This window comes from Winogradskyella pacifica (assembly GCF_003386275.1).
GTDB lineage: Bacteria > Bacteroidota > Bacteroidia > Flavobacteriales > Flavobacteriaceae > Winogradskyella > Winogradskyella pacifica.
Window position 1 is genome coordinate 106601 of sequence record NZ_QREI01000011.1, and the last position, 23702, is coordinate 130302.

Here is a 23702-nt window from a genome sequence, read left to right on the forward strand (position 1 = left end):
AGATTGTTAAGGAAGTGGTTGATTTCATGAATATTGTGTAATCTAAAATGATTGTTATGTATACGTTAAATCAAATGCTACTTGCGTTATTATGTTTGTTTTTTATTAATATTTCTTTTACACAGAATGAGAAAGATCAAGAAAAGAAACCCATTGTTGTAATAGATCCAGGACATGGAGGCAAAGATCCTGGGGCTATGACCCTAAAAGGTATAAAGGAAAAAGATATCGTTTTAGCAATCGCTTCTAAAATGGTAGTTCTCAATGATACGTTATTTGATAATCCGTTGAGGTTATTTTTCACGAGATATACAGACACCTTAATAGCCCTTCGTGATAGAACTCTTTTGGCAAAAACATTGAAAGCGGATATTTTTATTTCAATCCATTGCAACCAAGCTATAAATACAACCGCAGCAGGAACAGAAGTTTTTATTTATCCTAAAAGTGAAGCGCAGGCATCAGCATCTACTTATTTAGGGCTTACTATACAACAAGGATTAGCCGATATCCTAGGCATTAAAAAACGGGAATTGAAATATGGTAACTTTCAGGTATTAAGAGAGAGTGATAGTAAGGCAGCAATTCTCTTAGAGCTTGGGTTTTTATCTCAAACGGATGAGGCTATTTACTTAAATAAAGAAGAGTCTCAGGATGCTATTGCTTTGGTTATACTTCAATCGATTATTAAATTTTTGGGGTTATGAGTGAGTTGTATTTAAGAGTACTAAAGAGTTTGAAGGAATTATTAGTTACGTTTTTAACTTCCATAAAACACTTATTAAATAATCATAAAACGGACATATAAGTAATCCCATCAACTTATTCTAAGAAACATTTTCTATTTTGCTTTCTGAAATTTTATTGAAAGTAATTAAATCACTTTCAAGTTGTTGCTTACCGTAAAGGCGTAATTTATTTACCAGAGGTCTACAACACTTTTTATATTTAGGGTTGCCACATATTGGACAATCTTTATTGGCTTCAAATTTATCACCCTTAATTGCTTTGTTAATCAAATTGATTATATATAAAGGGTCTTTAAGTCCTAACTTTGTTCTGTAATATTGTATAATTCCAGCTTCATGATGATCATGTTCACCATTTGCGTAATGACCTTTGGATATTCTATATTGATGATTAGCGAAAAACGGATAGATAACATCTCTATAAAACTCGATTAAATTTATACCAGTGTTTCGTTTAAGAATAAGGTCATGAGTTATATCTAAACAGCATGCGCCTTTTTTAGAAATATGAAAATCCCAATCTCGTTCAATAACGTCACTCATCTCATATACTGAAGGGATGGTGTGAGGATAGGATGTATTTATTGTTATGAGCACTTTATAGTTTTTCCAATGTTGCTTTTTCTCGTCTACAACAGATATCTCTCCATAAAGTGCTTCACAATTATGTTTGTCAAGAGTTACATTATCAAATTTATGATAGACCTCTAAAAATTTTGCTATATCTCTTTTTAATAGCGACATTCTCTAATAATTAAAATATGGTTTACTGATTGAAGCAATTGGTACAAGATTAATAGGGTCAAGTTTTACTTTTGGACTGCCAATTGTTAGAATAGCATTGCCATTTTGATCTTGAACAGCGAAATCATTTTCTGTGATGTACTTTTCCCAATCAAAGTCATAATGATTGTAAAATCTACCATCTTCGTAATCCCAGATGGGTTTTGACTTTTGTTTGAAATATTTGTCATTAGACAATTGATTAAGGATGTGTTGACCAACAACGATTCCGTTACTTAATGCAGTGGCTTGCATTTTAGGTGCTAAACTAGTGTGAAGACTAGAAGTAGTAACCTCCCCAGCCTCTCCTAATCCAGAATACATCCAAAGCACTTGGTTATCATGACCTAGATCTAGACCAGCTCTGGTAAAAATATCTTTGATCCCATTGGCTTCGAAATACTCTTTAAGGTCATTTTTTACGAAATAAGTAATCAATGCAAATGCTTTTAAAGCATCTTTGGTTGCTTGTTTTTTCTGGATATTTTTTCCTCCAAAATAAACCATCAAGCCATCTCCTTGAATTCTATGTACATAGCCACCACATAAATTAACAGCAAATATTGATGCTTTGACAATGCCTTCAGTTATAAGCGCAACGGTTTGCAAGGTAAATCGATTATTCAATTGAGTACTTTTTCGAACATCAACAAAACCACTAATTATCCAATGCTTTTCGGTATTAGTAGTTCCACGTAAGTATGAGAAATCTGGGTGATTTCCAAGACTGGGTAAATTATTGATTGCAGGTGTTCCGAGTCCCTTAATCAATCTTGTAGATTCATTTAAGCTTTCAAGTCCAGGAAGTTCTGCTCGTAAACCTTTTATGTAACTTAAGTCATAATCTGAATCTTCTTGATGCAAACTAAAAAGTTTATTCATTCGTTTTGGGTCTTTGTCGACCGCTTTTTTGATTACGTCCAAATAAGGATTAAAAATGTTCATGGGATAGGGTTTTTATGAATTAATTAATATGAAATATAATGTGGGTAAAAGAAGAATGAATTGCACAACCAATAGTACACCGGCGAATTTCAATCTTGAAAATTTTGTTGTTAAACCGTTAGAAAGTATATAGACTTGGGACCTTAAATCTTGCAGCTCATCTTTGTCACTATAGTTTTTTGATGTACTATTGAATTCAGACCGCTTCATTTTAGAAATAGCGCCGAAATAATATAAAGAATCTGGCTTTTTTGAGAAAAAAGGTATGCTTGCTATTGAAAGTACAATTAAACTGAAAACACCAATAAATAGCAGAACACCAATGCTGACTTTACCAATTGTTGACATGTCGCAAACAATTTCAGTTTGATTTAACAATGCAATAATACCACCAGTAATAAAAGTGTTTATTGCAATATATACAGCCGACTTATTGTTGACACTATCAAAATAGTGGTCAAATCTATCTATTGTGTATTTTAGTCTATCTTTCTCCATCGTTACTTGCTATTAGTTTTATTGTAACCAAACCAGCAGCTATCCAAAGACCATTCTTAACTTGGTTGCTGGATTCTTTACCATATTGAACCCAATTAGCAAAATGCTCGCAATTAAAGCCCAGAAAACTATATTTATGTCCGAGTTTTTGTCTAGCTCTTATTATGGCATGTTGTACTTGAAAATGATTGCCATTAAAGCGTCTTATTTTTACAGGTTCATATTCTTGTAGCAATTCAAGTAATTCTGAATGAAAGACTTGTTTTACACTGCCTTTCAAGTTTCCTATGAAGACTCCATTTCCGAGGTGTACTATGTAATGGTCTAGTATGCGACCTAAACCACTTTTCTTTTTGGCTACAATAACATCTATTGGTTGCAAGCCATTAATTAACTGCAAATAATTTGTCATAACTAATTCTATTTTCCTTTACTATCTTTTCTATTGCTTCTAATATGCTCCTTAATAGTTATTGTTTTACCATTAACCTTTCTCTTGTGTTCTGGTATCCTATTGAATTTTTTACCTGTTGAATCTTTTGCCATAATTTTTGTTTTTAAGTTTATAAGGATTTTTTATTATATTTGAATCTCCCTATTAATTATTTGCTAGTATTTTATTGTTTTAACCAAAGGCTATATGTGCCCAGCTACTCATATACCCTAATAGATATATCCGTTTTGGTATATAAATGAATACAGATCTGAATCAAGACATAGATTTTGAAAAAATACCTAGTATAGAATTGCTTGAGTATATTTCTTTCAAAGATGAATTTCCTGCAGAAGCACAGAGTGCCTTTGTGGAATTTTGCTTCAGGTTTGAGAAAGAATTAAAGCGTAAATCAGAAATCTATTGTAATAAGTATGGATACAGTGAAGTTGTTGCTTTGGAAATAGCACATTGCACTTTTTCAAGAGTTTGGAAATATGGAAGTTTCAATAAAGAAAAAGCTAAATCCAATGATATGGATAAAGCCATACTATTATGGATGTATCCTATCGTATTTACCCAAATCATAAAGTATGGAAAAGAAAATACTTGTGCAGAACCGACAGAAGAAGAAGACTTAAGTTTAATTAATAATGCAGAAGAATTGGCTGAAAAATTGGATATCATCAATGTTGAAGCCAAAAGAGAAGTTGTTGCTAAATTAAAGACAATTGAAAGGGCTTTAACTCAATTGACAGTTAAACACCGTATTATTTATTTTACATATAGAGGATACAAAAAACAAGGAAAGAAAGTACCTCGAACAATTACTGCTCTGTTAAGAGAAAAGCTCTCATTAACTCAGAAATCTGTAAATACTTATTATGGAGATGCTGAAAGACACATTACAACCTATTTAAACATTATCAATGGCAAAGCTTAAAAAAATAGAGCTTATTGAAATTGAACAATTAGATACTTGGCTGAGTTCAACTGGTTTTCTGTTCCCAAGTAGTGAACTTGAATTAGATAGATTTAATAAGCTTTATGAAGACTATAATTATAAATTAGATAATTTTCATATAGATCCAATCTCAATTATCAATAATACATTCTATAGAGAACCAAAGGTTATTACTATGTTCGAAAGTGACGTTGATAAAGAAATAGAAGGTTTGAGGATGGTTGCTAGAAAAGGTAATCAGAATCTGCCTCAGCATATTATAGAAAAAATGCGTAAAAAACATAATCAAGATCCAAGTGATTAATAAAAGCAAAAGCCTTAGCATAAAAAATCTAGCTGAAGTAATTGCTTTAGAATATAAGGATAAGATAACTCCGCTTGATAAGATTATTGAAGATGAAGGTTTAAAAGTATTCTATGATAGTTATGGAAAAGATACTTTTGATGGGATGACTCTATATGAAAATGGAAAATTTTCTATTCATATAAATACTGATTTAGGGAACTTGCATAATTCCGCCCGAGGCCGATTTACATTGGGACACGAGCTTGGGCATTACTACATTGATTCGCACAGAATAGGTTTGAAAAAAGGATTATTGAAGCCGCATCCCTCTAGAACTAATCGAAAACAATTTAATCAAATTGAACACGAAGCAGATTTTTTTGCATCTTGCTTATTAATGCCTGAAGAAAGATTTAATAAGGATTTTCAAAAGAAACCATTTAATATTGGATTAATTGATTTTTTGAAAGAAGAATATAAAGTTAGCCGAACAGCTTGCGCCTTCAGGTTTGCTGATATAGGGAATCATTCAATAATGATAATCTACGGAGAGGCAGGTAAGATTAAATGGTATAATTGTAGCGAAGGGTTCCTTTATAAATACCTTCTCTATGAAAAGACTGTAGCTCCCAATACAGTAATGGGAGAATTCTATAAAGATATCAAAGATGATATCTTTAAAACAGAAGAGATTTGGGCTGTAGATATTTTTAAGTATGTAAAGGATGATGACATAAATAAAAAATTTCTTGAGCATTGTATTACATATAAGAATAAGGCTCTTAGTATTATTTGGGGGGATTAAACCTTAATCTTCCCCCAAACCAAAGGATGCACACTAGCAGCAACATTTCTATTAGAAACAGATTTGTAAATAGACCATTGTGGTTGTTTTTCTGGCCACATCGCTTTACGATTTAAACCACACGAAGTCATCTTATCAAATAGAGCAGGGGAGAAGAGCATATAATCGTTCTGCTTAATATTGACACCCATACGGTAAGCACCTAATCTAAAATAAGTTGCGTCATTCCCTTTATCAGAATCCACGTGAAAAGAGCGATGTTTAGTAATGTCTTTTAAGTCTGTGTCTTGGATTATTGGGGATAAAGAATTGCAATAAGGTGGTGCATTAAATGTGCCTGCAATGATGATATTGGTTTTACCTTCTGCTTTAAGCTGATTATAAATCGCTGCAATTCGCGTCACTTGATTTTTTCTAATGGTGTCAGAATAGGTTTTATCCTGTTTGTCTTTTATGAGGTAGACATTGAGCAGCCAAATTGTTTTTTTGGAAGGTGTGGTAATTTCATATACGATGAGGTTTTTACCATCGTCGTTTAGGGTGGTGTTGATGTTGTGCGTTCTCACAGACTCAAGATGATACCCTTCTCTAAGCGCAATACCCATTTCTAAACTATTCATATCATTGCCTTGTATGACAAATGATTGTGAATACGGTTGACATCCGTATTTTGGAAGGATAAGCTGATTGAATTCTTCAAAAGAGGCTCTGTCTTCAATTTCCTGAAGTAATAATATATCAGGATTTACATCAGCAATAACCCGTGCTTTGTGATCCGTTGCCTTCGTTTGAATGGGAATAGTTTGAAGTTCCACCCAACCATTCCAATTGGTAATATCATTTGCTTTATTTTCTAAAGAATGACTTAAGCCTTTCATATAGAGAAATCCCGATTTTCTTCGTAAAATAGCATAAGGGCGAGGACTTGGTTTTTCAAAACCAATAAGAAATGATAACTCTTTAATGCGGTCTTGTTGGTTCAACGATTTAGAAGGATGAAGCATTAGCGCATCGAGTTCACGTATCCAATCGTTGAGATTTTTCCCATAAGGTTTTTCTAGAAGGCTTTTGTCTCTGTGAAATAAATTTTGAATATTAAAGGTGGCGATTTTCATAATACGGGTTTTTATTTGCGTTTATCATTGGTGTTTTCATCAAAGTGAATAAGGTTAAATAGTTCGCGCATTCGACTTCGGACGCGATGACCATATAGATCTTCCAACTCTTCAGCATTTAGATTTGTGGTGGCATGTGTTTTTATCTTGTGGTCTATAAAAATCTCGTGACGCGAGATCAGAATTTCTCCCATAACATTACAGTCTTTTCCATAATATCGTCCCATAGGTTCCACACCTAAATCATCGAAGCAAAAGAATTGCCTACAGCCATAATCTTCAATAATTTTATAACCAATATGATTAAATCCAAATACAATATTTCTACCCGGAATTAAAATATATGGTTTTTGTAGAGGAACGATATGTTTTAGCAATAACATTAAGCTTGTTTTACCACAGCCCACAGGGCCAGAAAGTAGAATGCCTTTATTGATGTCAATATTATTTTTTTTGCAATTGTCTTCATCTTTTATAAGGTAATGGCAGAGTTTTAAAATAATGTCATGGTCTTCTTTATAGATTTTAAAACGGTGACCAAATAGCAATTTTCCTTTAACATCGAGGTAAATTAATATTTTTTCAAAGTCGTAAATCACTTCTTTGCCATTAAAGGATCCAATAGAATATTCTATGTTTTCTTCAATGAGTTTACAAGGGTTGACCATAATCTTTTTGTTTTGAGGTGTTCAAGTTGTCCTTTTTATGAGACACTACCTTTTTAGTTTCAAGTTCCTTTGCTTTAAGCATCCAATTACTGGCGCTGGCTTTCCAATCTTCAATTTTTATTTTACCACCAATTTTCCAACCAATTGCTTGATAGTGATTGTAAAATTTTGAAGCTTCAATCGTTGGCCAGTTTTTACTTTTAAAAAAAACAAAAACTTCAAATTCATTTTTTGGTAGCTTAGTTTTATTTATGTTTTCTTTTTGTTTAGTAATGTTTGTATTAGGTACTAATGCTTGTTCAGTGCTTGTTTCATGCTTGTTTAGAACTTGTTTAGAGCTTGTCTCAAAAATGAGCATCCTAATTTTGCTCCCTTTATAGGGGTTATGAGAAGGCAAATAATGTATGTAGTTCCAACTATGTAATTGCTTAAGGCAGCGATGATAGGTTGCTTTTGATCCAATTTTAGATTGTAACATAATTTCTTGTCTATCGATATAAAATTCTTTTGGAAACCGGTTAACGTTCCAACATTGAAATAGTGCCATATATAAACTAACATGTGTTGGATTTAATCGCTTATCTAAATAGAATACTTGAAATATTGAATTGAGATGTTTTATATAGTTCATAAAGCGTTTTAAATGGTATTGTCTACACGGTTCTTATCCATTACCTTTTGAATTTCTGCGGCATCATAGTATATAATACCTCCAACCTTTGTAAAAGGAAGGGTACCATTTATGCGGAGGTTCTGTAGTGTGCCTGGACTAATTTTGAGTAAATCCATGAGTTCTGAAGATTTTAAATATGTCTTCAGTTGGCCTTGTGATTGTTCGCTGAGAATGTGTTCAATATCAGAGAGTAATTCTAATTTAAATTCTCTAAGATCTTCGGTCGTGATTATAGTTGCTGGCATAATAAAAGGGTTTTAAAGAAAGAGACTAAAAAAAGGTCTTTAAACATTTTGATAGTCTCTGTTCTGTTGATTTGACTTTCGTTATGCAAATTTGTGGGTGTTTATTCTATGGTCTTCAATAGTTTATCCAGAGATGGGAGTTTTTTTTAATATAAGTTTTGAATAGTTTTGGAGATGAGAAGGGCGAGTTCAATAAATGGATTGCCCTATTTTGTATTAAAAATAATGGAGTGTTTAGGAGATATGGTATTCCCAACTTGGGGGAAACTTAGGATTATTCATCCGAATCCTTAAAGCGTTTCAGAAGTACTTTTGTCAACCAATCCAAAAACTTTGTTTTACTGTTTTTTCTAGCTCTTATTTCTATAAAAGTGTGATAGTAATTGCCGAGTTCAATGTTAAATACCTGCTCAAACATAGAGGCTAATTCCTTAATGTCGGCAGTTCCGCTATTTATGGCGCCACTACTGTGGAGTGCATAAATTAATTCGGTTAACTCTGTCTTGCTTCCTGTCCAAAAAAGTTTTGAAGATGCTTGCTTCATTGTATTGGTTTTAGTGTCCTTATGCGACTGTAATTTTTCAATTTCTTGTTGCAGATAAACAATCAACATATCATAAGCAATAATGGTAGCTACTGTGGTGTCTTGACATGTAGAAAACTGGTCATCAATAAAAAAATGGAAGAATTCAGTTGGTAATCGTAAATCAGATTTACCTCTAATAAAATATTCTTCATCTAGAGTCGTTGCTCCTCTACGATAGTAGTGATAGAACTCTAAATTATCGTTGAAAAAGACTTGTAATTTGTTAATGTGGTTATTTAAATATTCTATTTGGTACTTGGAGCTACTTCGAGGGCGTTTACTTTCAATATTAAAAAGTCTAACGTAATAAATCAATCGACTAAAAATTTGAGGTTTTATATGCTTAAAAAAACTAATTTCTTCATTTTTTGAGCTAAATCCTTTTTTAAGGACTCTTTTTCGAAGTTTTTTAATGCACTTTTCAGTTTTAGCAATACCATTTTCTGCTTTGTACAGAATATCATCAGTACGGGACTCCAAAGACTCCACCGTTGTTTCAAATTCTGATATTAATTCTTGGTACTTCATAACCATACAAAACAAACTATTTGATTTCAATTACATTCTAGTAGTCCCAATAGTTCCAAAGTGTAATTGTCTGAAGTTTGTATATAGGCATATTTTTCTTCTACCACAGCACCAAGTTTCTTTTTCTCAAAAGATGCAGTCAATCCCAAATCAATGGTTTTAAATTTTAACTGGATGGCTCTTTTAAGCGTTTGATATAATAATTGTCTGTAAGTTTGAAAGGTTTTAAGGTAATCATAGTCAATACCAACTAACGAAGGAACATAGGTTTGGTTGTTGTTTTTATAGCAAAACATAACTCCAATGATTTTGTTTGGTTGCTCAGGATGATGTATGAGTATAAACTCCCAATTGATATGCGCAGACATGTTTTTGAACAAGTTGATAGGGTACGGGAAGGTATTTAGCCCAAGGTTGTTTAAGCGGACATTGTTATACAATAGATGAACTTGGTTGAGTTGGTGATCATTGAGTGTTTCCAAGATTGAGATATCTAAGGAGGGTTCATAAGCTAAAATGTCTTTCCTCAAATGTTTTCTGTTTCTTGAGGAAAGTCGAGCTACATAAGCTTCAATGACTTCATCAGCTCTTAAATTAATGCGACATGAATTTGGCATTTGTATTCTAACAAAACCCTGACCAAGAAAATAACGATTTAAGCTATCGTTCATACTAAAATCCCGAAGCGCAATCATTTTAGAATTAGAGCGCTGTTCCAATGTTTCTAAAGTTTGCATAAGCATATGTAGTGCCTCTTGCTTACGTGGATGATTAGCGTTGATGTAGAGATGATTACCTTCAGTGAATAAACATCCTAAACTTAAAACTTTTGAGGTCATGTAATAAGGATCTGATTTGCGCTTTTCTTCAAGAGTTTTAGACGCAGTAGCGTTGGCTAGCATATCATCCTTCCAAAGCGATGAGGAAATAAAAGTGGCTAAGACCGGATGCTTTTGCGTATCACAAACAATGAGATACCAGAAATCCCAATTATTTTCTCCTAGCACATCATTTCTAAATGTTTTCTCTAAAAATTGAAGTCCGTCCCAATCTTGAATACCACAGTCCCCAACCAAGTTGTTCCACATTTGTTTATCAATTTTTGAAATAGAAGTTTCTAATTGTAAGCTTAGATTTTTACTTATTGTTTTTTCAGTCTTAATTGTTGATTTTAATTTGAAGGCTTGATGTACGCGATGTAAGTCTGTATGTGTTTCTTCAAGTGCTTTAGGTAAATGATAGACCATAGCATCCACCAAAGCTTTAATTTCTGTACGTTGGTTATGTCTTGATATCGTAATTCGTACACCTGTGTTTTTTACTGGAACAGCAGGGAAGAGACCTAAGTTCACGTAAAATCCTTCCTTCATTAAACGATTGACAAAATTATATCCCGTTTTAGGCATACCGGTTCCAATGAAGAATACTGGTGAAATGTTTTTGTCAACAACAGGTAAATCTGTCTGCTCTAATAAGGAGTTAAAATATTGAACTCTTAATCTTAAGTCGTCTTGAAGCCTATATATCTCTGGGGATAAATGAATTTCTGCAGAAGCAGTGGCTGCTGCAACAGATGCTGGTTCTAATTGAGCAGAGAAGGTCAAAGGCCCTCCAAAGGTTTTTATGTCTTTGTGCATTTTCTTGTTAGAGCAGACTAATACGGATCCACTGGCACCAAAGGTTTTACTCAAGGTTCCAAACAAGAGCATATTTTCTGAAAGTGCATTGATTTCATTCATAACGTAACCTGTACCATTTTTTCCAATCCAGCTCATACCATGGACATCGTCAAAATAAAGATGCAATTGCGGATATTTTAAGCTTAAAGCTTTTAAATCTTTAATAGGAGCGAAATCCCCAAACATAGAATAAATCCCATCTGCCATATACCAAATCTTTTTTCGGCTATTGGTGTATGATTTTATTTTATCCTCCAACATGTTTAAATCATTATGACGAATCATGTCTATGGGAACACTTCTTGTTTTTAATACTTTAGCAGCACTTTGCACACTCCAGTGTACTTGATGATCTAAAATAATTGCATCCTGATCTTTTACAGCACTCGGAATAACACCAAGATGGCCTAAAGTACTATTCTTAGTAATCACAACGGGATGTTGATACATTTCAGAAACTTTTTCTTCTAATTGTTTGTAGAGCGGATTAGAAATGTATGATTTAGATAATGGAAATTGCGTGCCGTATCTGCGAATGGCATTAATAGCAGCTTCTTTTAATCTCGGATCTTGCTCTAATCCTAAATACCCCGTAGTACCAAAATGAAAGAGGTTTTGGTTCTTTACACCAATAGTTCTGCCCGAAAAATGGTCTCCTTCAGCATAGAGATGGAGTACACCTTCATCTATGGCGTCTGTAAAAACATTATTTACAGTATCTAGGAAGTTATTGTGTTTAATTTTTGCCATTGTAATTTGTTTTGCAATTAATTTAATAGCTTTTATTTAAAATTAGATAAAGACACTTCTGTTAAATCCTTTTAAGGCAACTCTTAATCCTTTGTAGGTAATGATTAATCCATATTGACTAATGATAGTTAAGAAAGGGACAATTGTTATGTTGATTATTTTGTAAATTTATGTTTATCAAAAACCAGTTTTCTAAATCATTATGTCAATAGCGCTTGAAAATGAGTATGCTACGTACAAAATTGTTGATGGAATCTTGTATGTGACATATCGTAAAGATGTTATATTAGATTTGCCTGCAGCGGTTTATACTGTTAAGGATCGACTTTCTCTTCATGAGGGTCTTTTTCTACCAGTGCTATGCGACATACGTCAAATTAAAGAAATCAATAAAGCGGCGAGAGTGTATTTAGCCATTGAAGGTTCAACCTTAATTAATGCTGTCGCTTTTATTGTAGAATCGCCTGTTTCAGAAATGTTGTCTAAATTCTATCTGCGTACCAGTAAACCTCCAATCCCTACAGAATCCTTTTCGACTGTGGAGCAGGCATTGAATTTTTTAAAGCAATACAAATGATCTAAGCTATAGATATGACTTTAGGTCATAACTTTAGGTATAAAAGAAAATGTAAACCAATTAAGATGGATGCTGTTATATCTCAAAGGATGGAGCTTATCAATCAAATGCTTTTAGAAATGGCATCTGGTAACTTCTTCTATCGCATAGAACGTTCCACAGAGAATGATGAGCTTGAAGCGCTTGTGGTAACTTTAAACATGTTGGCAGAAGAAATTCAAGATACAATTATTCATCAGGGGTTTACAAATACTGAAAAAACGATTTTAGACATTGTTCAAATGAGTTTTATTCTGGACTCTGAAGGACGTATTCAAATGGTTAATCAACAAGCATGTAATGTGTTATCGTACTTGTATGAAGATATTATAGGTAACTATTTTGAGGTTTTTATAGCGAAATCTTCTATTCAGAAATGGAAAAAGACATGGAAACAAATTAAAAAGAAAGCATTTTTTGATACCACTATGTCCTTAAAATTTAAATCCAAAGGAAATCTACTCATTCCTAAAAATGTGTATATCACAACCTTTCAAGAACCCAATACTAAATATAGTAAAACGCTGATATCGGTTGTTCATCGTTCTAGTTTTCAAAAGCAATTAGACGCAAGTTTAAAAGAGCGAGTTATTAAAGACAGTAAGTCTAGCGACAACGACAAAAGTAAAACGTCCAAACCAAAACTTAGATTAAGCTTCGAAGATATTCGTAAAATAAGAGAAGGACATGATATAATTATCAATAATTTAGATACTGAGCTGCCGTCTTTAAGAGATTTTGCCTTACAAATAGGAACTAATGAGTTTAAATTAAAGTACGGTTTTAAAGAATTATACGGCACCACAGTGCATCGGTTTTTAATGCAAGAACGGTTGAGAAAAGCTCAAATGATGATACAATATAGTGATGTGTCGCTTAAATCAATTGCCTATAGGGTAGGTTTCAAAAGTATGCCTCACTTTTCTAGGTCATTCAAAACACGATATGGTTATACACCCAGTGCACTTCGCAAAAATAGTATTTCAACGGAAAAGGATAGATAATAGGTTTTGGGTTGTTTAATCCTTAATAGACAAGAGATTAAACTTAAGGAATAAAATTTTCTGTAGAACTTTGGCATATCAAATTAAATGATATGATTAGCTCTAAAACACTATACGAATTTATAATAAAAGCTACTAGTACTTTATTTATTGTATTGTTTGTGTACGCCGCTAATAGTAAGTTTCTTGATTTTGAAGAGTTTAGAATACAATTGGGGCAATCACCAATTATTACAGCATATGCAGATTGGGTTGCTTGGGGGATTCCTTTATTAGAATATATAATAGCCATTTTATTTTTTGTGCCGAGACTACTGGTATTAGCATTTTATGCTAGCTATGTGCTTATGATAATGTTTACAACATACATATATCTCATTCTGAATTTTAGTGATTTTATTCCTTGTTCGTGTGGTGGAGTTTTAGAAGAGTTAACCTGGACAGAACATATGATATTTAATCTAGCTTTTGTGGCTTTTGCTGTCATTGGGGTGCTGTTTTCAGCTAAACAAGAGTGCTTAAAACATACGACGTTATGAATAGAAGACTTGTCAAACTAATAATTCTTGGAATTTTGAGCAGTGCTTTTGTGGTGATCTTGTTCATGATATCTGAACATGAAGTACATCGAAATAATGCATTTATAAGAAGATACCCTCATCAACCGATCTATAAGATGTACGATATAGCAATTAAATACAATTCTTATTATATAGCAGGTTTTGACACTGGAAATTTATACTTAGGAAATAAGACAGCTCCTCTACATCTTTTACAAGTAAATCTTAAGACTAAAGATACCAGTAGTATCAAAATTAAACTAGACCGAGTGGACTTACCATTTCGGTCCATAAAGGTGAAAATGTATCCACCATATTTTTTTATGATGGATGGAAGTGTGCCTTATATATTTAGAGGGAAAATAGGAGATTGGAAAGCTAGTCTATGGATGAAAGATAAAGCATATTTTGATCAATCAATTCCTATTGATACTAATAGAGTATTTATGAGTACAATAAGTAGCAAAACGCAAATGATTACGCTCGGGTTAATTGAAAAGAATATTAAAGAAGATTTCGAAGTTCTTTTGAGTTCTGATATACTTGAAAAACAAATTGACGGAACCTTTGATGTAGATGGCCTAATGACTATTTCTCCAGATTATAAGACTCTTGGATACGTTTACTTTTATCGTAATGAGTTTATGATTATGGATTCAAACCTAAATCTATTAAAAAGATCGAGGACTATTGATACCGTGAAAAAAGCTCAAATTAGAATCTCAAAAACAGATAATAATGGTGCTTCTAAAATGAGCGCTCCACCATTGATAGTCAACAATATGGTAACTGTTTACGATGATTTTCTATTTATAAATTCAAATAGGCTTGGAAAATATGAAAGTAAGGACGTATTAAAAGAAGCTTTGATTGTAGATGTATACAATTGGGATAGGGAGACTTATGAATTTAGTTTTTATATATACAATATAGGTAAAGAGAGTGCTAAAGAGTTTGGGATATATAATAATAGTTTGGTGGCCTTAATTGATAACAAGTTATCAGTTTATGGGCTTAGAGAGCATTTTTTTAATAAAGATTTGGTTCGGAACTATCCTCAAACAGAAAATATGCAGTCTAAATAATACTATTGGCCGGTAGCAGGGGGGAGATCGAAAACCTGTAAAATAGAGTAGATCAAAATATTAATTAAATTTTATAATCATGAAATCATTAAAAGTTAAAATTTTAGTTCCGGTTTTGGCCGTTGTTTTTGCCATAACCGCAAGTGCTTTTACTACTGTGGATAATGTACAGATAGATAGTAATGCCTCTATGCAAGGGTATATTTATCAATCTGCTACTAACCCTTGTCATCAGGTGTCAGTACCTAATTGTAGTATAGATGGAGAGCAGACTTGTTTTTATTCGCCAGGGGTTATTGCTAAACGGTTAACAGGAACTTCTTGTCCGTTACCTTTGAAAAGAAATCTTTGATAAAGAAAGTTTTCTTAAGTTTATTTTAGAATGAAGAAAGGAGCTTTATAAGCTCCTTTCTTTTTCGTAATTAAAATTTTATGTGTACTTCTTTATTTGAATCAAACATAACTTTAAATGGTTTATAGTGTTTTCGTCCTCGGTGGCTTTAAATCTGTACCTAATTTGTTTTTCCAAGGACAATAATTCGGACATAAAAATAGTTTTTATATAGTTACTATATAAAAACTCATTTGTACCAAATCCAACATTAGTATATACCCTATGCTGTATAATGGCCTCACCTAAACGACCAATATAGGCTCTTTGTAATTCCTGTTTACGTCTATCAATTTGTACCTTGTCGTGATTTAGTTCGTAAAACAATCCTAGTCTTAATTTTGAAAATAACTTTTTAATTATGCCTTCAAATCCCATTAAAACATCCGTTCGTTCAAGTCGCTTCGTCCTTTGGGGTGTTGTTAGTTCGGATATTAGTTTTAACTGATACTCAATAAGTTTATCAGATTTGGCCGAGTACCGTATTCTAGATAGAAAAGAAGGGTTGTATAACCAATCTGGAACCTCGAAGGCATTCAATAATAAGAATTCCATTGCTTCTTCCTGGGACAGAATAGGAATAGGTGTATATACATCACCAGGTTGATGGCCAGCTTTGTAGTGAATGGTATAGCCTCCAATAAGTGACATGACGTGAGTCATCTCCTGATACCATAAATAGAGTGTTTTATCATAGAGTCTTTCCAATAGAGCATTATCTTTTTGATTTTTATTTACCCTTGGTAAAAGCTCCAAAACCCGTTTCATATTTTTTAATCCCAGTTCCGTACTTTTAACCGGGTTATTGTTATCCACCACTTCATTTGTACTTCCTGGACCTATTATGTCCTCGTATTCGATATTGTACCTGTACCATGCAATAGAATCTTGCTGCCGAATAATTTTTTCGAGATAATTTAAATCGTTGTTGGAATCGGTGGAATCAGAGAAAATTTGATATCCCCATTTAATTTGATGAGTATCGGCAGGCCCTACCTTTTGTATGAGTACTGAGGGGGAGATACCGTCTTCGGGTTGAACGATATAATTATGTCGAGCATAGGTCATAACACTAGGGGTATGCCCCATTTGTTTTAACCATTTTTTATCACGCATCTTTTCAAATGGATAAGCATATTCTCCATAATGGGCATCTCTAAGACCGAAGGCGTGACCGGCTTCGTGAGCCGTCACAAACTGTATCAATTCCCCTATTAGTTCATCTGATAAGGGATATTGTTGTGCACGCTTATCCAAAGGAGCACACCGAACAAAATAGTCATCAGACAAGCTCTGATAAGAGCTCGCTAACAGAATATCTGACTTTAAAATTTCTCCTGAACGAAAATCAATAATCTTACTAACGCTAGAGCCTGACTTACCCTCGCTACCCCGAACTCCTTCATAATTTAACCAACGTATCATAGAGTGGTTAACACTATAGTTTGACCATTTTTCTTTACTATTAGGAACATCCCTCACGTCGATGGCATTTTTAAATCCAGCAGCTTCAAAGACAGGCAGCCATTCCATTACTCCTGCCTTTATATAGGGTTTCCATTTATCGGGCGTTGCAGGATCAAAGTAGAACACAATGGGGTTAATAGGTTCACTTATCTTTTTGTTTTTATGCTTTTTTTCCATCCGCCATCTTGTAATACTAGCTTTTTTGGTTCTAGGAAAAGCATTGATTTCACTATAATTATCTTCACTGTAAAACCCCATCCTGTGGTCAAATAATCTTGCCTTCATCGGATCAGGCAGAATAAAGAAACTAAAGTCTACATCTAATGTGCGTTTATTGCCATTAGATAGAATGGTGCTCTTCGTTTTAATGATGGTTTCGTTTGCTAGATAAGCAACTCCTTTAATATAAGATTGATTTTCAAGAACAGTTTCTGGAGCTTTCAAATTCCATTTAATAGCGTCTTGTATCAATAAATCGGTTGCATCGAAATAAAAGGAATGATCTGAACTTTTATGTTTTACAATGGGGAATCGTTCAATTATAATGGATTTAATCCGGTAATTATTATCAACAGGGATGATAACACCTGATGAGGACTTAATTTGGGGTAGAGTAAGTGCAATAAAATCGTTTTGTTTAGACCAGACAACCTGATGATGCCCAATACCATGTTTTACAAAAAGTAAAGGTTTATTGAGTAACGCAATGTTTAGTTCAATGAAGAGCCTATCTCCTTCTATATGAGCTTTAAGGGGGTTGGTAACCTGCCCCCATAAGGGACAGGCGACTAACACAATAATCAAACTAAACAAAAGTTTATATTTGAATTTTGTAGGGGTTGTAATATGTCTAATATATTTAATCATTTTTATGGTATGTTAATAGCCGTCATTCTGAGGGTTTAAATTAGTGTTGAGGAGCAATTCTGATTCTGGTATCGGTAAAAGAGTATCCGAAGGTTCCCAATGGGGTTTTATTGGCGCTAATTCTGTAAAAGTTCGTCCAGTTCGTTTTAAATCAAAAAAACGATGACCTTGTTCTGTAAAAAGTTCTATCCTACGTTCTTGGTAAATAGCATTTAAAAGCACGTCCAGATCACTTGTTGTAATAGGGTCTAAAAGGGCTCTAGTTCTAATGGGGTTTAGGTAATTTAAAGCTTCTGAAATATTTTCATCATGGGCATACGCTTCTGCAGCAATCAAATAAAGTTCTGCAAGTCGGAATAAAATGGTACATTCTTCGGTGTTTCCTGTTGGTGAATTTAACTTATATTTATAGGGGTAATACCAAGTGTTTTCCTCTTCTGAGATGACACCTGTCCAATTTGTAAAACGACTATCTCCATCCTCAAAATCAGCAATCAAATAACTAGACAAAGCCGAGTTGGGAGGTGGGCCACTAGCAAAAATAAAAGTGAAGGCATCCAAAGTATTAGTTCCTGCGGTACCCTCACCCAATTGCCATAAGGTTGCTGTACTGGTTTTTAGGAATACTTGCGATAAATCAGTCGATAGCACATAACCTCCATTAGAAATAACGTCTGTAGCTTCGGTATGCGCTAATTGCCAATCTTCATGATAAAGATATACTTTAGCCAAAAGTGCAGCGGCTACCCAAAAATTGGGACGTAACTTATTATAACTAGTATCCGTTTCGGGCAACAACGTTTTTGCAAGTTGAAGATCTGCAATGAGGCTTTGGTATATAACTTCGGTATCAAGCCTAGAGACGTTTTTATTGATTTGATAATCTGTAGAAGTAATATAAGGTATCGCTCCAAATAGATTCATTAAATTAAAATGAATAAATGCTCTAACAAAATAAGCTTCTCCTAAAAAGCGGTCCTTATCGGCTTGCGATAAAGCGCTAGAATGAGTAACTCCTTCTAAAATCCGATTGGAAGCGTAAATAAGGTTATAGCCAGAACTCCATAAGGTGTTTGCTTTGCCATCTGAAGAAATTAAAGTGTTATTTGAATAATTTTGCACATCGGGTTGACTGTTACTATATAAAGTGAGTTCATCCGTAAAATGCCCCATCAAATATGAGAGTCCTGAGGTATTCCCACTAGTAAAGGCAACATCTCTTAACTGACTATAAATATGTGCAAATGCCGCATCAACGGTAGAAGCATCTTCAAATACTTGTATGCCGATTAATTGATTATTGGGGGAATCAATTTCTGTAAAATCCTCACAAGAGGTGTGTAGAAGTGTCAGAAATATAAACGTACCCCATAAAAGGGTGTTGAAGATATGATTTAAATTTTCTATTGGTTTCATACTATGGGTTTAAAAAGTTAAACGTGTTCCTAAGGTTATAAATCGCAATGGTGGTAAGGTGGCACTGTATGTGGTTTCAGGGTCTAGGCCTATATAATTGGTGAGTGTCCATAGGTTCTGGGCCCTTAAAAATAACTCACATCCAATACCGTTTTTTTCGTTTTGAGATAGGGTATAGGATAATGAAAGCGTTTTTAATCTGAGATAGGAGGCATCCGAAATAGCTCCATCACTTTCAGTAAAATTGTGAGATGCTTCTATGCCTTCAGGATCTAACCCAGTAGTAAAACGTTGAACAGAGCTTTCATCGCCTACATGTTGCCAACGGTCTAATACTTCTTTTGGTTGGTTAGCCATGGCACCAACAATAGCACCACCTGTAGACCAATAATTACGTCCTAGTTGTTTTGTAAATTGAAATAAAATATCCAAGTTAAATTTTCCATAGGTTAGATTATTACTAAAACCACCATAAAATTGAGGGCTAAGATCTTTAATGAGTTGCTTATCTTCTTGAGCGGATATTATACCATCTCCGTTAAAATCTTCAAATTCATACAAGCCCGTTTCCGAATTAACTCCGTTTAATTGATACGCTTTTATAATATTTAAAGGCTCACCTATAACCAATTGATTGGCATAGGTAGAGCCTTCTAGGTTAGGGAATGCTATTAATCGATTCTTTGGGACTGTAAGGTTAAAAGAGGTTGACCATTTAAAAGTATCGGTATGAATATTTATAGTATTTATTAAAAACTCCCAACCCGAATTTTCTACTGTGGCATTTAGATTCGCATTTATAGATGGGAAGCCCGTAGTTGCTGGGAGAGGAAGACCTACTAACTGATTAGATGAACGATTGCGGTAATAATTACCACTGATAAAAAGACGATCTTGCAGTACCCCTAATTCTAAGGCAACTTCAAATTTAGTGTTTGCTTCCCAGCTGAAATCAGGATTAAAAAGTCGAGAAGGCATTAAACCAATAGTGTTTTGATAGTGTCCGCTGCCAAACGAATAGGTATCTAGATATTGGTAATCTCCAATTTGATCATTGCCAGATGTACCATAGCTTGCTCTTAGTTTACCAAAACTTAAAAAATCTAAATCCTCTAAAAAGTGTTCATTCGAAAAAATCCAAGCCGCACCTATAGCGCCAAAATTGGCAAATCGTTTGTGAGGGCCAAAGCGGCTAGAGCCATCCCGTCGGCCTGTAAAATTGAGAAAATACTTGTCATAATGGTTAAGGTTAATGCGCCCAAAAATCGCCTGATAGCGATAGGTTGTTTGTATATCGGCGAGCGTATATTGCTCCGAAGCTGCTGAGATATTTTCAATAAAGTTATTATTTGAAAATCCAAATGCTAAGTGAGATAAACGATTATCGTTTTGCTCTTGAAAAGTGAATCCTGCAAGGGATTCAATTTTTGTATCTTTTAAAGTGTGACTCCAATTAAGCTGAGGTTCTACAATCCAAGAGGTTCTTTGCGCAACATTATGAATAGCATACGAAGATTCAGCACCTAACCCATAAGCAGGGTCATAGATGGTAGAGGGTACAGTATTGAGTTCTCTAAGATGATCTTCTGTAAAACCTAAATTGGTGTTTATATTTAACGTTTCCAATAGCTTATAGCTAATGGTGGCATTAGTAATAAGCGTAGAGGTTTGTGAGTTGTAATTGCTTTCTAAACCACTGAGCGGATTTATCCATGTAGAGTTTTCCCAATTAAGAGCCCCATCTTCGGTATACAGATTAGGAGCATTGGGTGCTAAACTAAGTGCTGTAAAAATTAAGGAAGGATCGCTTGGCAAGTTATTAAGATTGCTAGTGTAATTTGAGGAGAGTTGAAGCGATAACTTATTGTTTTTAGTATGGTGTTTTACATTGGCTAAAGCAGAGATTTTATCATTTTTATAATCACCAGGAAATGTGCTAGTCTGCTCGTGTACATTACCACTCAATAAAAATTGAGTTTGCTCATTACCACCAGATATAGATCCTTGAAAATTGGTAAGATAGCTAGCTTTTCCAAATAACGCTTTCTGCCAATCGGTTTCCCTATTTTGGTCCCAAACTCCATTAACATCATAGGCGTAAAAGGGGATAGGGTCAATACCATCATTTGCAAAGGCTTCCCTTCGCATCGTTAAATATTCGGAGGTATTAAGTAAATCAAGGGTGTTAGATACAACGCCCAAACCAGACGATATATTAAGCTGTACTTTGGTAGCACCATATTTACCTTTCTTGGTGGTTATTAAAACAACACCATTCGCACCACGAGAGCCATAAATAGCCGTGGCATCTGCATCTTTAAGTATTTCAATACTTTCAATATCTGTAGGATTGATGTTGTTTAATGGACTTATACCAGTTCCTGGAATGATTATAGAGGCTTGTTGCTCCCCCAGACTTGACGATGAGTAAGGCACGCCATCAATAACGTATAGCGGTTGGTTTCCAGTAGAACGTATACTATTCTGCCCTCTAATTTTTATATCAAACCCAGCACCGGCCACGCCAGAGGTTTGCACAATTTCTACTCCAGAAACTCTTCCCTGCAGCGCAGCCAATGGGTTAGAAATCGGTTGTTGTTCTATATCCTTTTGGGTTACTTTTACTATGCTACCGGTGCTTTCGCTTTCTTTTACAGAGTAATACCCCGCATTTAGTATCACAGCATCAAACGCGGTAACATCGTCTTGCAACTGCACATTAATCTCTTGTTGCCCATCAACAGGAATAGTCTGACTTAAAAAACCTAAATACGAAAAGACAAGAATATCATCAGCGCTAGCATTTATACTATAGGTGCCATCAATTAACGACGTAGTGCCTTTATGACTTCCTTTTATAGATATAAACGCCCCAGAAATAGGAAGTCCTTCGGTGTCTGTAATTTGACCTTTAACTTCAATTTGACGCTGTTTTGTTGGTTTTAAGACCTTTTTACTAATGGTAATATAAGTGTCGTTAGTCGTTGTAATAGTGTAATCCGATTCTGGAAGATATTGCTGTAATAATGCCTTAACCTTAATCACACCCTTCGTTAGAGAAATATCTGGTACATCTTTAAATATATCAGACTGATAAATAAAGGTACACTCTGTTTGTTTTCCTATTAGTTCCAACACCTCATAAATAGTCATAGTCTTATCAGAGGCGATGGTCACTTTCTCGTTTTGCGAAAAAGTAGCGCTTGGTGCAAGACTAAAAGCAGTAGTGCAGAATAGGAGTAAAAAAATTTTCATGATGAACATCGACATGCCTTTCCATCGAAAGAAATGCAGGCTTGTAAATTTAATTTGCATAAATTTGTGCGTTAATTGGTTTAAAACCGGTTAGTGTATAAAGGGGATTTAGCGCGTTACTGTCCAGGTAGTAGCTTTATTCCCTTTTCTTATTTAATTGTAATCGTCTTGTTTTTTAGGTCATAGGCATTTATAAATTTTGTGTTTTTAATTCCGTTTAAAATATCTTCAATATTCTGTTGCTTATGGAGTAGGCCACTGAATTTTACATGTTCTAAAGCTTGTGTTTCAAAGATGATGGTAACATCATACCATCGCGATAGAACGCGCATAATATCTATTAAAGAAGTATCTTTAAAATTAAAGTAGCCCTTAACCCAAGCCACATCATAATCCACATGCACTATAGACTTAGTCAACTGGTTTGTTCTCAGTTCTACCTGAGTTTGCTCTGTGGGGATTAATTGCTCTAAGGTGTCATCTATACGAATAGTTATGCGGCCCTCAACCAACGTGGTATACATATAGGGCTCATCATTGTAGGCCTTTATATTAAATATTGTACCAAGAACGTCCACCTCTTGTTGTTTGGTTAGCACTTTAAAATGATTACCCTGATGCTCGGCACTAGGCGATACTTCAAAGTAAGCCTCGCCATAGACTAACTCAACAATGCGAGGCTCTCCTTCAACAAAATTTACAGGGTACTTTAGTTTGCTGTCTGCATTTAACCACACTAAAGTGCCATCAGATAATGCAATTTGATACTGCCCTCCTCTAGGAACTGTGAGATAATTAAAAGCGCGTTTAGACGAGGTATTGGCTTTGGTATACGTTAAGCGCTCGCCGTCACTTTTAACCATAGCATTTTTATATTGTTTTTTCTCATCAAGAACTATAGCGCTACCATCATCTAGCGTTAAAATGGCTTTATCCGTTCCTGCTAAAATTTCGGTAGTTGAGGTATCTAAATCCTCATTTTCGATGCTATTGTTAATTATCAGATAACCAATAGAAATAAATATCAGAATAGCAGCGGCTATTTTGTAAAAAGAAGAAATAGAAAAATGCTTTTTAGGTTTTACTTTACCATAACCAGAGATACCCTCCGCTACATTTTTCCAATCAGCCTCCTTATCAATTTGGTTAAGTAGTTCTAAATTTTCTTTAATGGCTTCGTTAGATAGATGTTGTTTAATATGCGTCTTGGCATCATCTAAAAACAAATCAGACGTTTCCAAATCTTGTAAGCCTTTATTTTCAAGCAAAGCTTTAGATAGCTTCTTGCTGAGTTTAAATATGTCTCTAAAAATTGTCATTATAAACCTTGGGTT

At 34.2% G+C, this 23702-nt stretch carries 24 protein-coding genes; 9 read left to right on the top strand and 15 right to left on the bottom strand.

Going from position 1 to position 23702, the window contains the following annotated elements:
* The first annotated feature begins 56 nt into the window (after positions 1 to 56).
* A complete protein-coding gene (locus tag DFQ09_RS17940; RefSeq protein WP_181897212.1) occupies positions 57 to 707 on the top strand; it encodes an N-acetylmuramoyl-L-alanine amidase family protein in 651 nt (216 codons plus the stop codon).
* Positions 708 to 827: 120 nt separating this feature from the next.
* Here the strand turns inward: DFQ09_RS17940 and DFQ09_RS17945 are convergent, their stop codons facing one another.
* From DFQ09_RS17945 to DFQ09_RS19130, 5 genes are all read right to left on the bottom strand, one after another.
* On the bottom strand, positions 828 to 1493 hold the full coding sequence (locus tag DFQ09_RS17945; RefSeq protein WP_115812861.1) for a hypothetical protein: 666 nt from the start codon (positions 1491 to 1493) through the stop codon (positions 828 to 830).
* 3 nt (positions 1494 to 1496) lie between these two features.
* Positions 1497 to 2414, bottom strand: a complete 918-nt coding sequence (locus tag DFQ09_RS17950) for an adenylate/guanylate cyclase domain-containing protein (protein ID WP_147298369.1) — start codon at positions 2412 to 2414, stop codon at positions 1497 to 1499.
* Positions 2415 to 2489: 75 nt separating this feature from the next.
* On the bottom strand, positions 2490 to 2975 hold the full coding sequence (locus tag DFQ09_RS17955) for a Pycsar system effector family protein (protein ID WP_115812865.1): 486 nt from the start codon (positions 2973 to 2975) through the stop codon (positions 2490 to 2492).
* Positions 2962 to 3387 carry a lecithin retinol acyltransferase family protein gene (locus tag DFQ09_RS17960; protein WP_115812867.1) on the bottom strand — a complete coding sequence of 142 codons (426 nt, stop codon included), beginning with the start codon at positions 3385 to 3387 and terminating at the stop codon, positions 2962 to 2964. The genes DFQ09_RS17955 and DFQ09_RS17960 overlap by 14 nt, the downstream gene beginning before the upstream one ends.
* A gap of 8 nt (positions 3388 to 3395) precedes the next feature.
* Positions 3396 to 3521, bottom strand: a complete 126-nt coding sequence (locus DFQ09_RS19130; RefSeq protein ID WP_262480634.1) for a hypothetical protein — start codon at positions 3519 to 3521, stop codon at positions 3396 to 3398.
* Positions 3522 to 3667: 146 nt separating this feature from the next.
* On the opposite strand from DFQ09_RS19130, the gene DFQ09_RS17965 reads away from it, so the two are divergent.
* Genes DFQ09_RS17965 through DFQ09_RS17975 form a run of 3 tightly spaced genes read left to right on the top strand, consistent with a single transcriptional unit; the run spans position 3668 to position 5463 of the window.
* Positions 3668 to 4351, top strand: coding sequence for an RNA polymerase subunit sigma (locus DFQ09_RS17965; protein ID WP_115812869.1), 684 nt, complete (start codon positions 3668 to 3670; stop codon positions 4349 to 4351).
* Positions 4338 to 4676, top strand: a complete 339-nt coding sequence (locus DFQ09_RS17970; protein WP_115812871.1) for a hypothetical protein — start codon at positions 4338 to 4340, stop codon at positions 4674 to 4676. The genes DFQ09_RS17965 and DFQ09_RS17970 overlap by 14 nt, the downstream gene beginning before the upstream one ends.
* Positions 4669 to 5463: an ImmA/IrrE family metallo-endopeptidase gene (locus DFQ09_RS17975; RefSeq protein ID WP_115812873.1), complete on the top strand. Its 795-nt coding sequence runs from the start codon at positions 4669 to 4671 to the stop codon at positions 5461 to 5463. The genes DFQ09_RS17970 and DFQ09_RS17975 overlap by 8 nt, the downstream gene beginning before the upstream one ends.
* Here DFQ09_RS17975 and DFQ09_RS17980 read toward each other — a convergent pair.
* From DFQ09_RS17980 to DFQ09_RS18005, 6 genes are all read right to left on the bottom strand, one after another.
* On the bottom strand, positions 5460 to 6578 hold the full coding sequence (locus tag DFQ09_RS17980) for an exonuclease/endonuclease/phosphatase family protein (RefSeq protein ID WP_115812875.1): 1119 nt from the start codon (positions 6576 to 6578) through the stop codon (positions 5460 to 5462). The genes DFQ09_RS17975 and DFQ09_RS17980 overlap by 4 nt on opposite strands.
* A gap of 11 nt (positions 6579 to 6589) precedes the next feature.
* Positions 6590 to 7246 carry a P-loop NTPase family protein gene (locus DFQ09_RS17985; RefSeq protein WP_115812877.1) on the bottom strand — a complete coding sequence of 219 codons (657 nt, stop codon included), beginning with the start codon at positions 7244 to 7246 and terminating at the stop codon, positions 6590 to 6592.
* Positions 7230 to 7877 carry a hypothetical protein gene (locus DFQ09_RS17990; RefSeq protein WP_115812879.1) on the bottom strand — a complete coding sequence of 216 codons (648 nt, stop codon included), beginning with the start codon at positions 7875 to 7877 and terminating at the stop codon, positions 7230 to 7232. Before DFQ09_RS17990 ends, DFQ09_RS17985 begins: the two co-directional genes overlap by 17 nt.
* A gap of 8 nt (positions 7878 to 7885) precedes the next feature.
* Positions 7886 to 8164: a helix-turn-helix domain-containing protein gene (locus tag DFQ09_RS17995; protein WP_115812881.1), complete on the bottom strand. Its 279-nt coding sequence runs from the start codon at positions 8162 to 8164 to the stop codon at positions 7886 to 7888.
* Positions 8165 to 8438: 274 nt separating this feature from the next.
* Positions 8439 to 9278, bottom strand: coding sequence for an RteC domain-containing protein (locus DFQ09_RS18000; RefSeq protein WP_115812883.1), 840 nt, complete (start codon positions 9276 to 9278; stop codon positions 8439 to 8441).
* 26 nt (positions 9279 to 9304) lie between these two features.
* Positions 9305 to 11707, bottom strand: a complete 2403-nt coding sequence (locus tag DFQ09_RS18005) for an aminotransferase class I/II-fold pyridoxal phosphate-dependent enzyme (protein WP_115812885.1) — start codon at positions 11705 to 11707, stop codon at positions 9305 to 9307.
* 202 nt (positions 11708 to 11909) lie between these two features.
* Between DFQ09_RS18005 and DFQ09_RS18010 the strand changes: the two genes are divergently transcribed.
* The 5 genes from DFQ09_RS18010 to DFQ09_RS18030 all read left to right on the top strand — a co-directional run bounded on the left by DFQ09_RS18010 (position 11910) and on the right by DFQ09_RS18030 (position 15324).
* Positions 11910 to 12284 carry a DUF7793 family protein gene (locus DFQ09_RS18010; RefSeq protein ID WP_115812887.1) on the top strand — a complete coding sequence of 125 codons (375 nt, stop codon included), beginning with the start codon at positions 11910 to 11912 and terminating at the stop codon, positions 12282 to 12284.
* Between the two features lie 14 nt (positions 12285 to 12298).
* On the top strand, positions 12299 to 13327 hold the full coding sequence (locus DFQ09_RS18015; RefSeq protein ID WP_115812890.1) for an AraC family transcriptional regulator: 1029 nt from the start codon (positions 12299 to 12301) through the stop codon (positions 13325 to 13327).
* A gap of 92 nt (positions 13328 to 13419) precedes the next feature.
* The gene (locus DFQ09_RS18020; RefSeq protein ID WP_115812892.1) at positions 13420 to 13866 is read left to right on the top strand and encodes a MauE/DoxX family redox-associated membrane protein; all 447 of its coding nucleotides are present in this window, start codon (positions 13420 to 13422) and stop codon (positions 13864 to 13866) included.
* A 137-nt stretch (positions 13867 to 14003) separates the two neighbouring features.
* Positions 14004 to 14972 carry a hypothetical protein gene (locus tag DFQ09_RS18025; RefSeq protein WP_147298370.1) on the top strand — a complete coding sequence of 323 codons (969 nt, stop codon included), beginning with the start codon at positions 14004 to 14006 and terminating at the stop codon, positions 14970 to 14972.
* A 79-nt stretch (positions 14973 to 15051) separates the two neighbouring features.
* The gene (locus DFQ09_RS18030) at positions 15052 to 15324 is read left to right on the top strand and encodes a DUF6520 family protein (RefSeq protein WP_115812896.1); all 273 of its coding nucleotides are present in this window, start codon (positions 15052 to 15054) and stop codon (positions 15322 to 15324) included.
* A 78-nt stretch (positions 15325 to 15402) separates the two neighbouring features.
* Here DFQ09_RS18030 and DFQ09_RS18035 read toward each other — a convergent pair whose 3' ends face one another.
* The 4 genes from DFQ09_RS18035 to DFQ09_RS18050 all read right to left on the bottom strand — a co-directional run bounded on the left by DFQ09_RS18035 (position 15403) and on the right by DFQ09_RS18050 (position 23687).
* Complete coding sequence (locus DFQ09_RS18035) at positions 15403 to 17697, bottom strand: zinc-dependent metalloprotease (RefSeq protein WP_115812898.1); 2295 nt, start codon at positions 17695 to 17697, stop codon at positions 15403 to 15405.
* 12 nt (positions 17698 to 17709) lie between these two features.
* Positions 17710 to 19113, bottom strand: a complete 1404-nt coding sequence (locus DFQ09_RS18040) for a RagB/SusD family nutrient uptake outer membrane protein (protein ID WP_115812900.1) — start codon at positions 19111 to 19113, stop codon at positions 17710 to 17712.
* Between the two features lie 9 nt (positions 19114 to 19122).
* Positions 19123 to 22368, bottom strand: coding sequence for a SusC/RagA family TonB-linked outer membrane protein (locus DFQ09_RS18045; RefSeq protein ID WP_245940388.1), 3246 nt, complete (start codon positions 22366 to 22368; stop codon positions 19123 to 19125).
* Between the two features lie 149 nt (positions 22369 to 22517).
* Positions 22518 to 23687 (bottom strand): FecR family protein, encoded by a 1170-nt coding sequence (locus DFQ09_RS18050; protein WP_115812904.1) that lies wholly within the window; start codon positions 23685 to 23687, stop codon positions 22518 to 22520.
* Positions 23688 to 23702 lie beyond the last annotated feature (15 nt).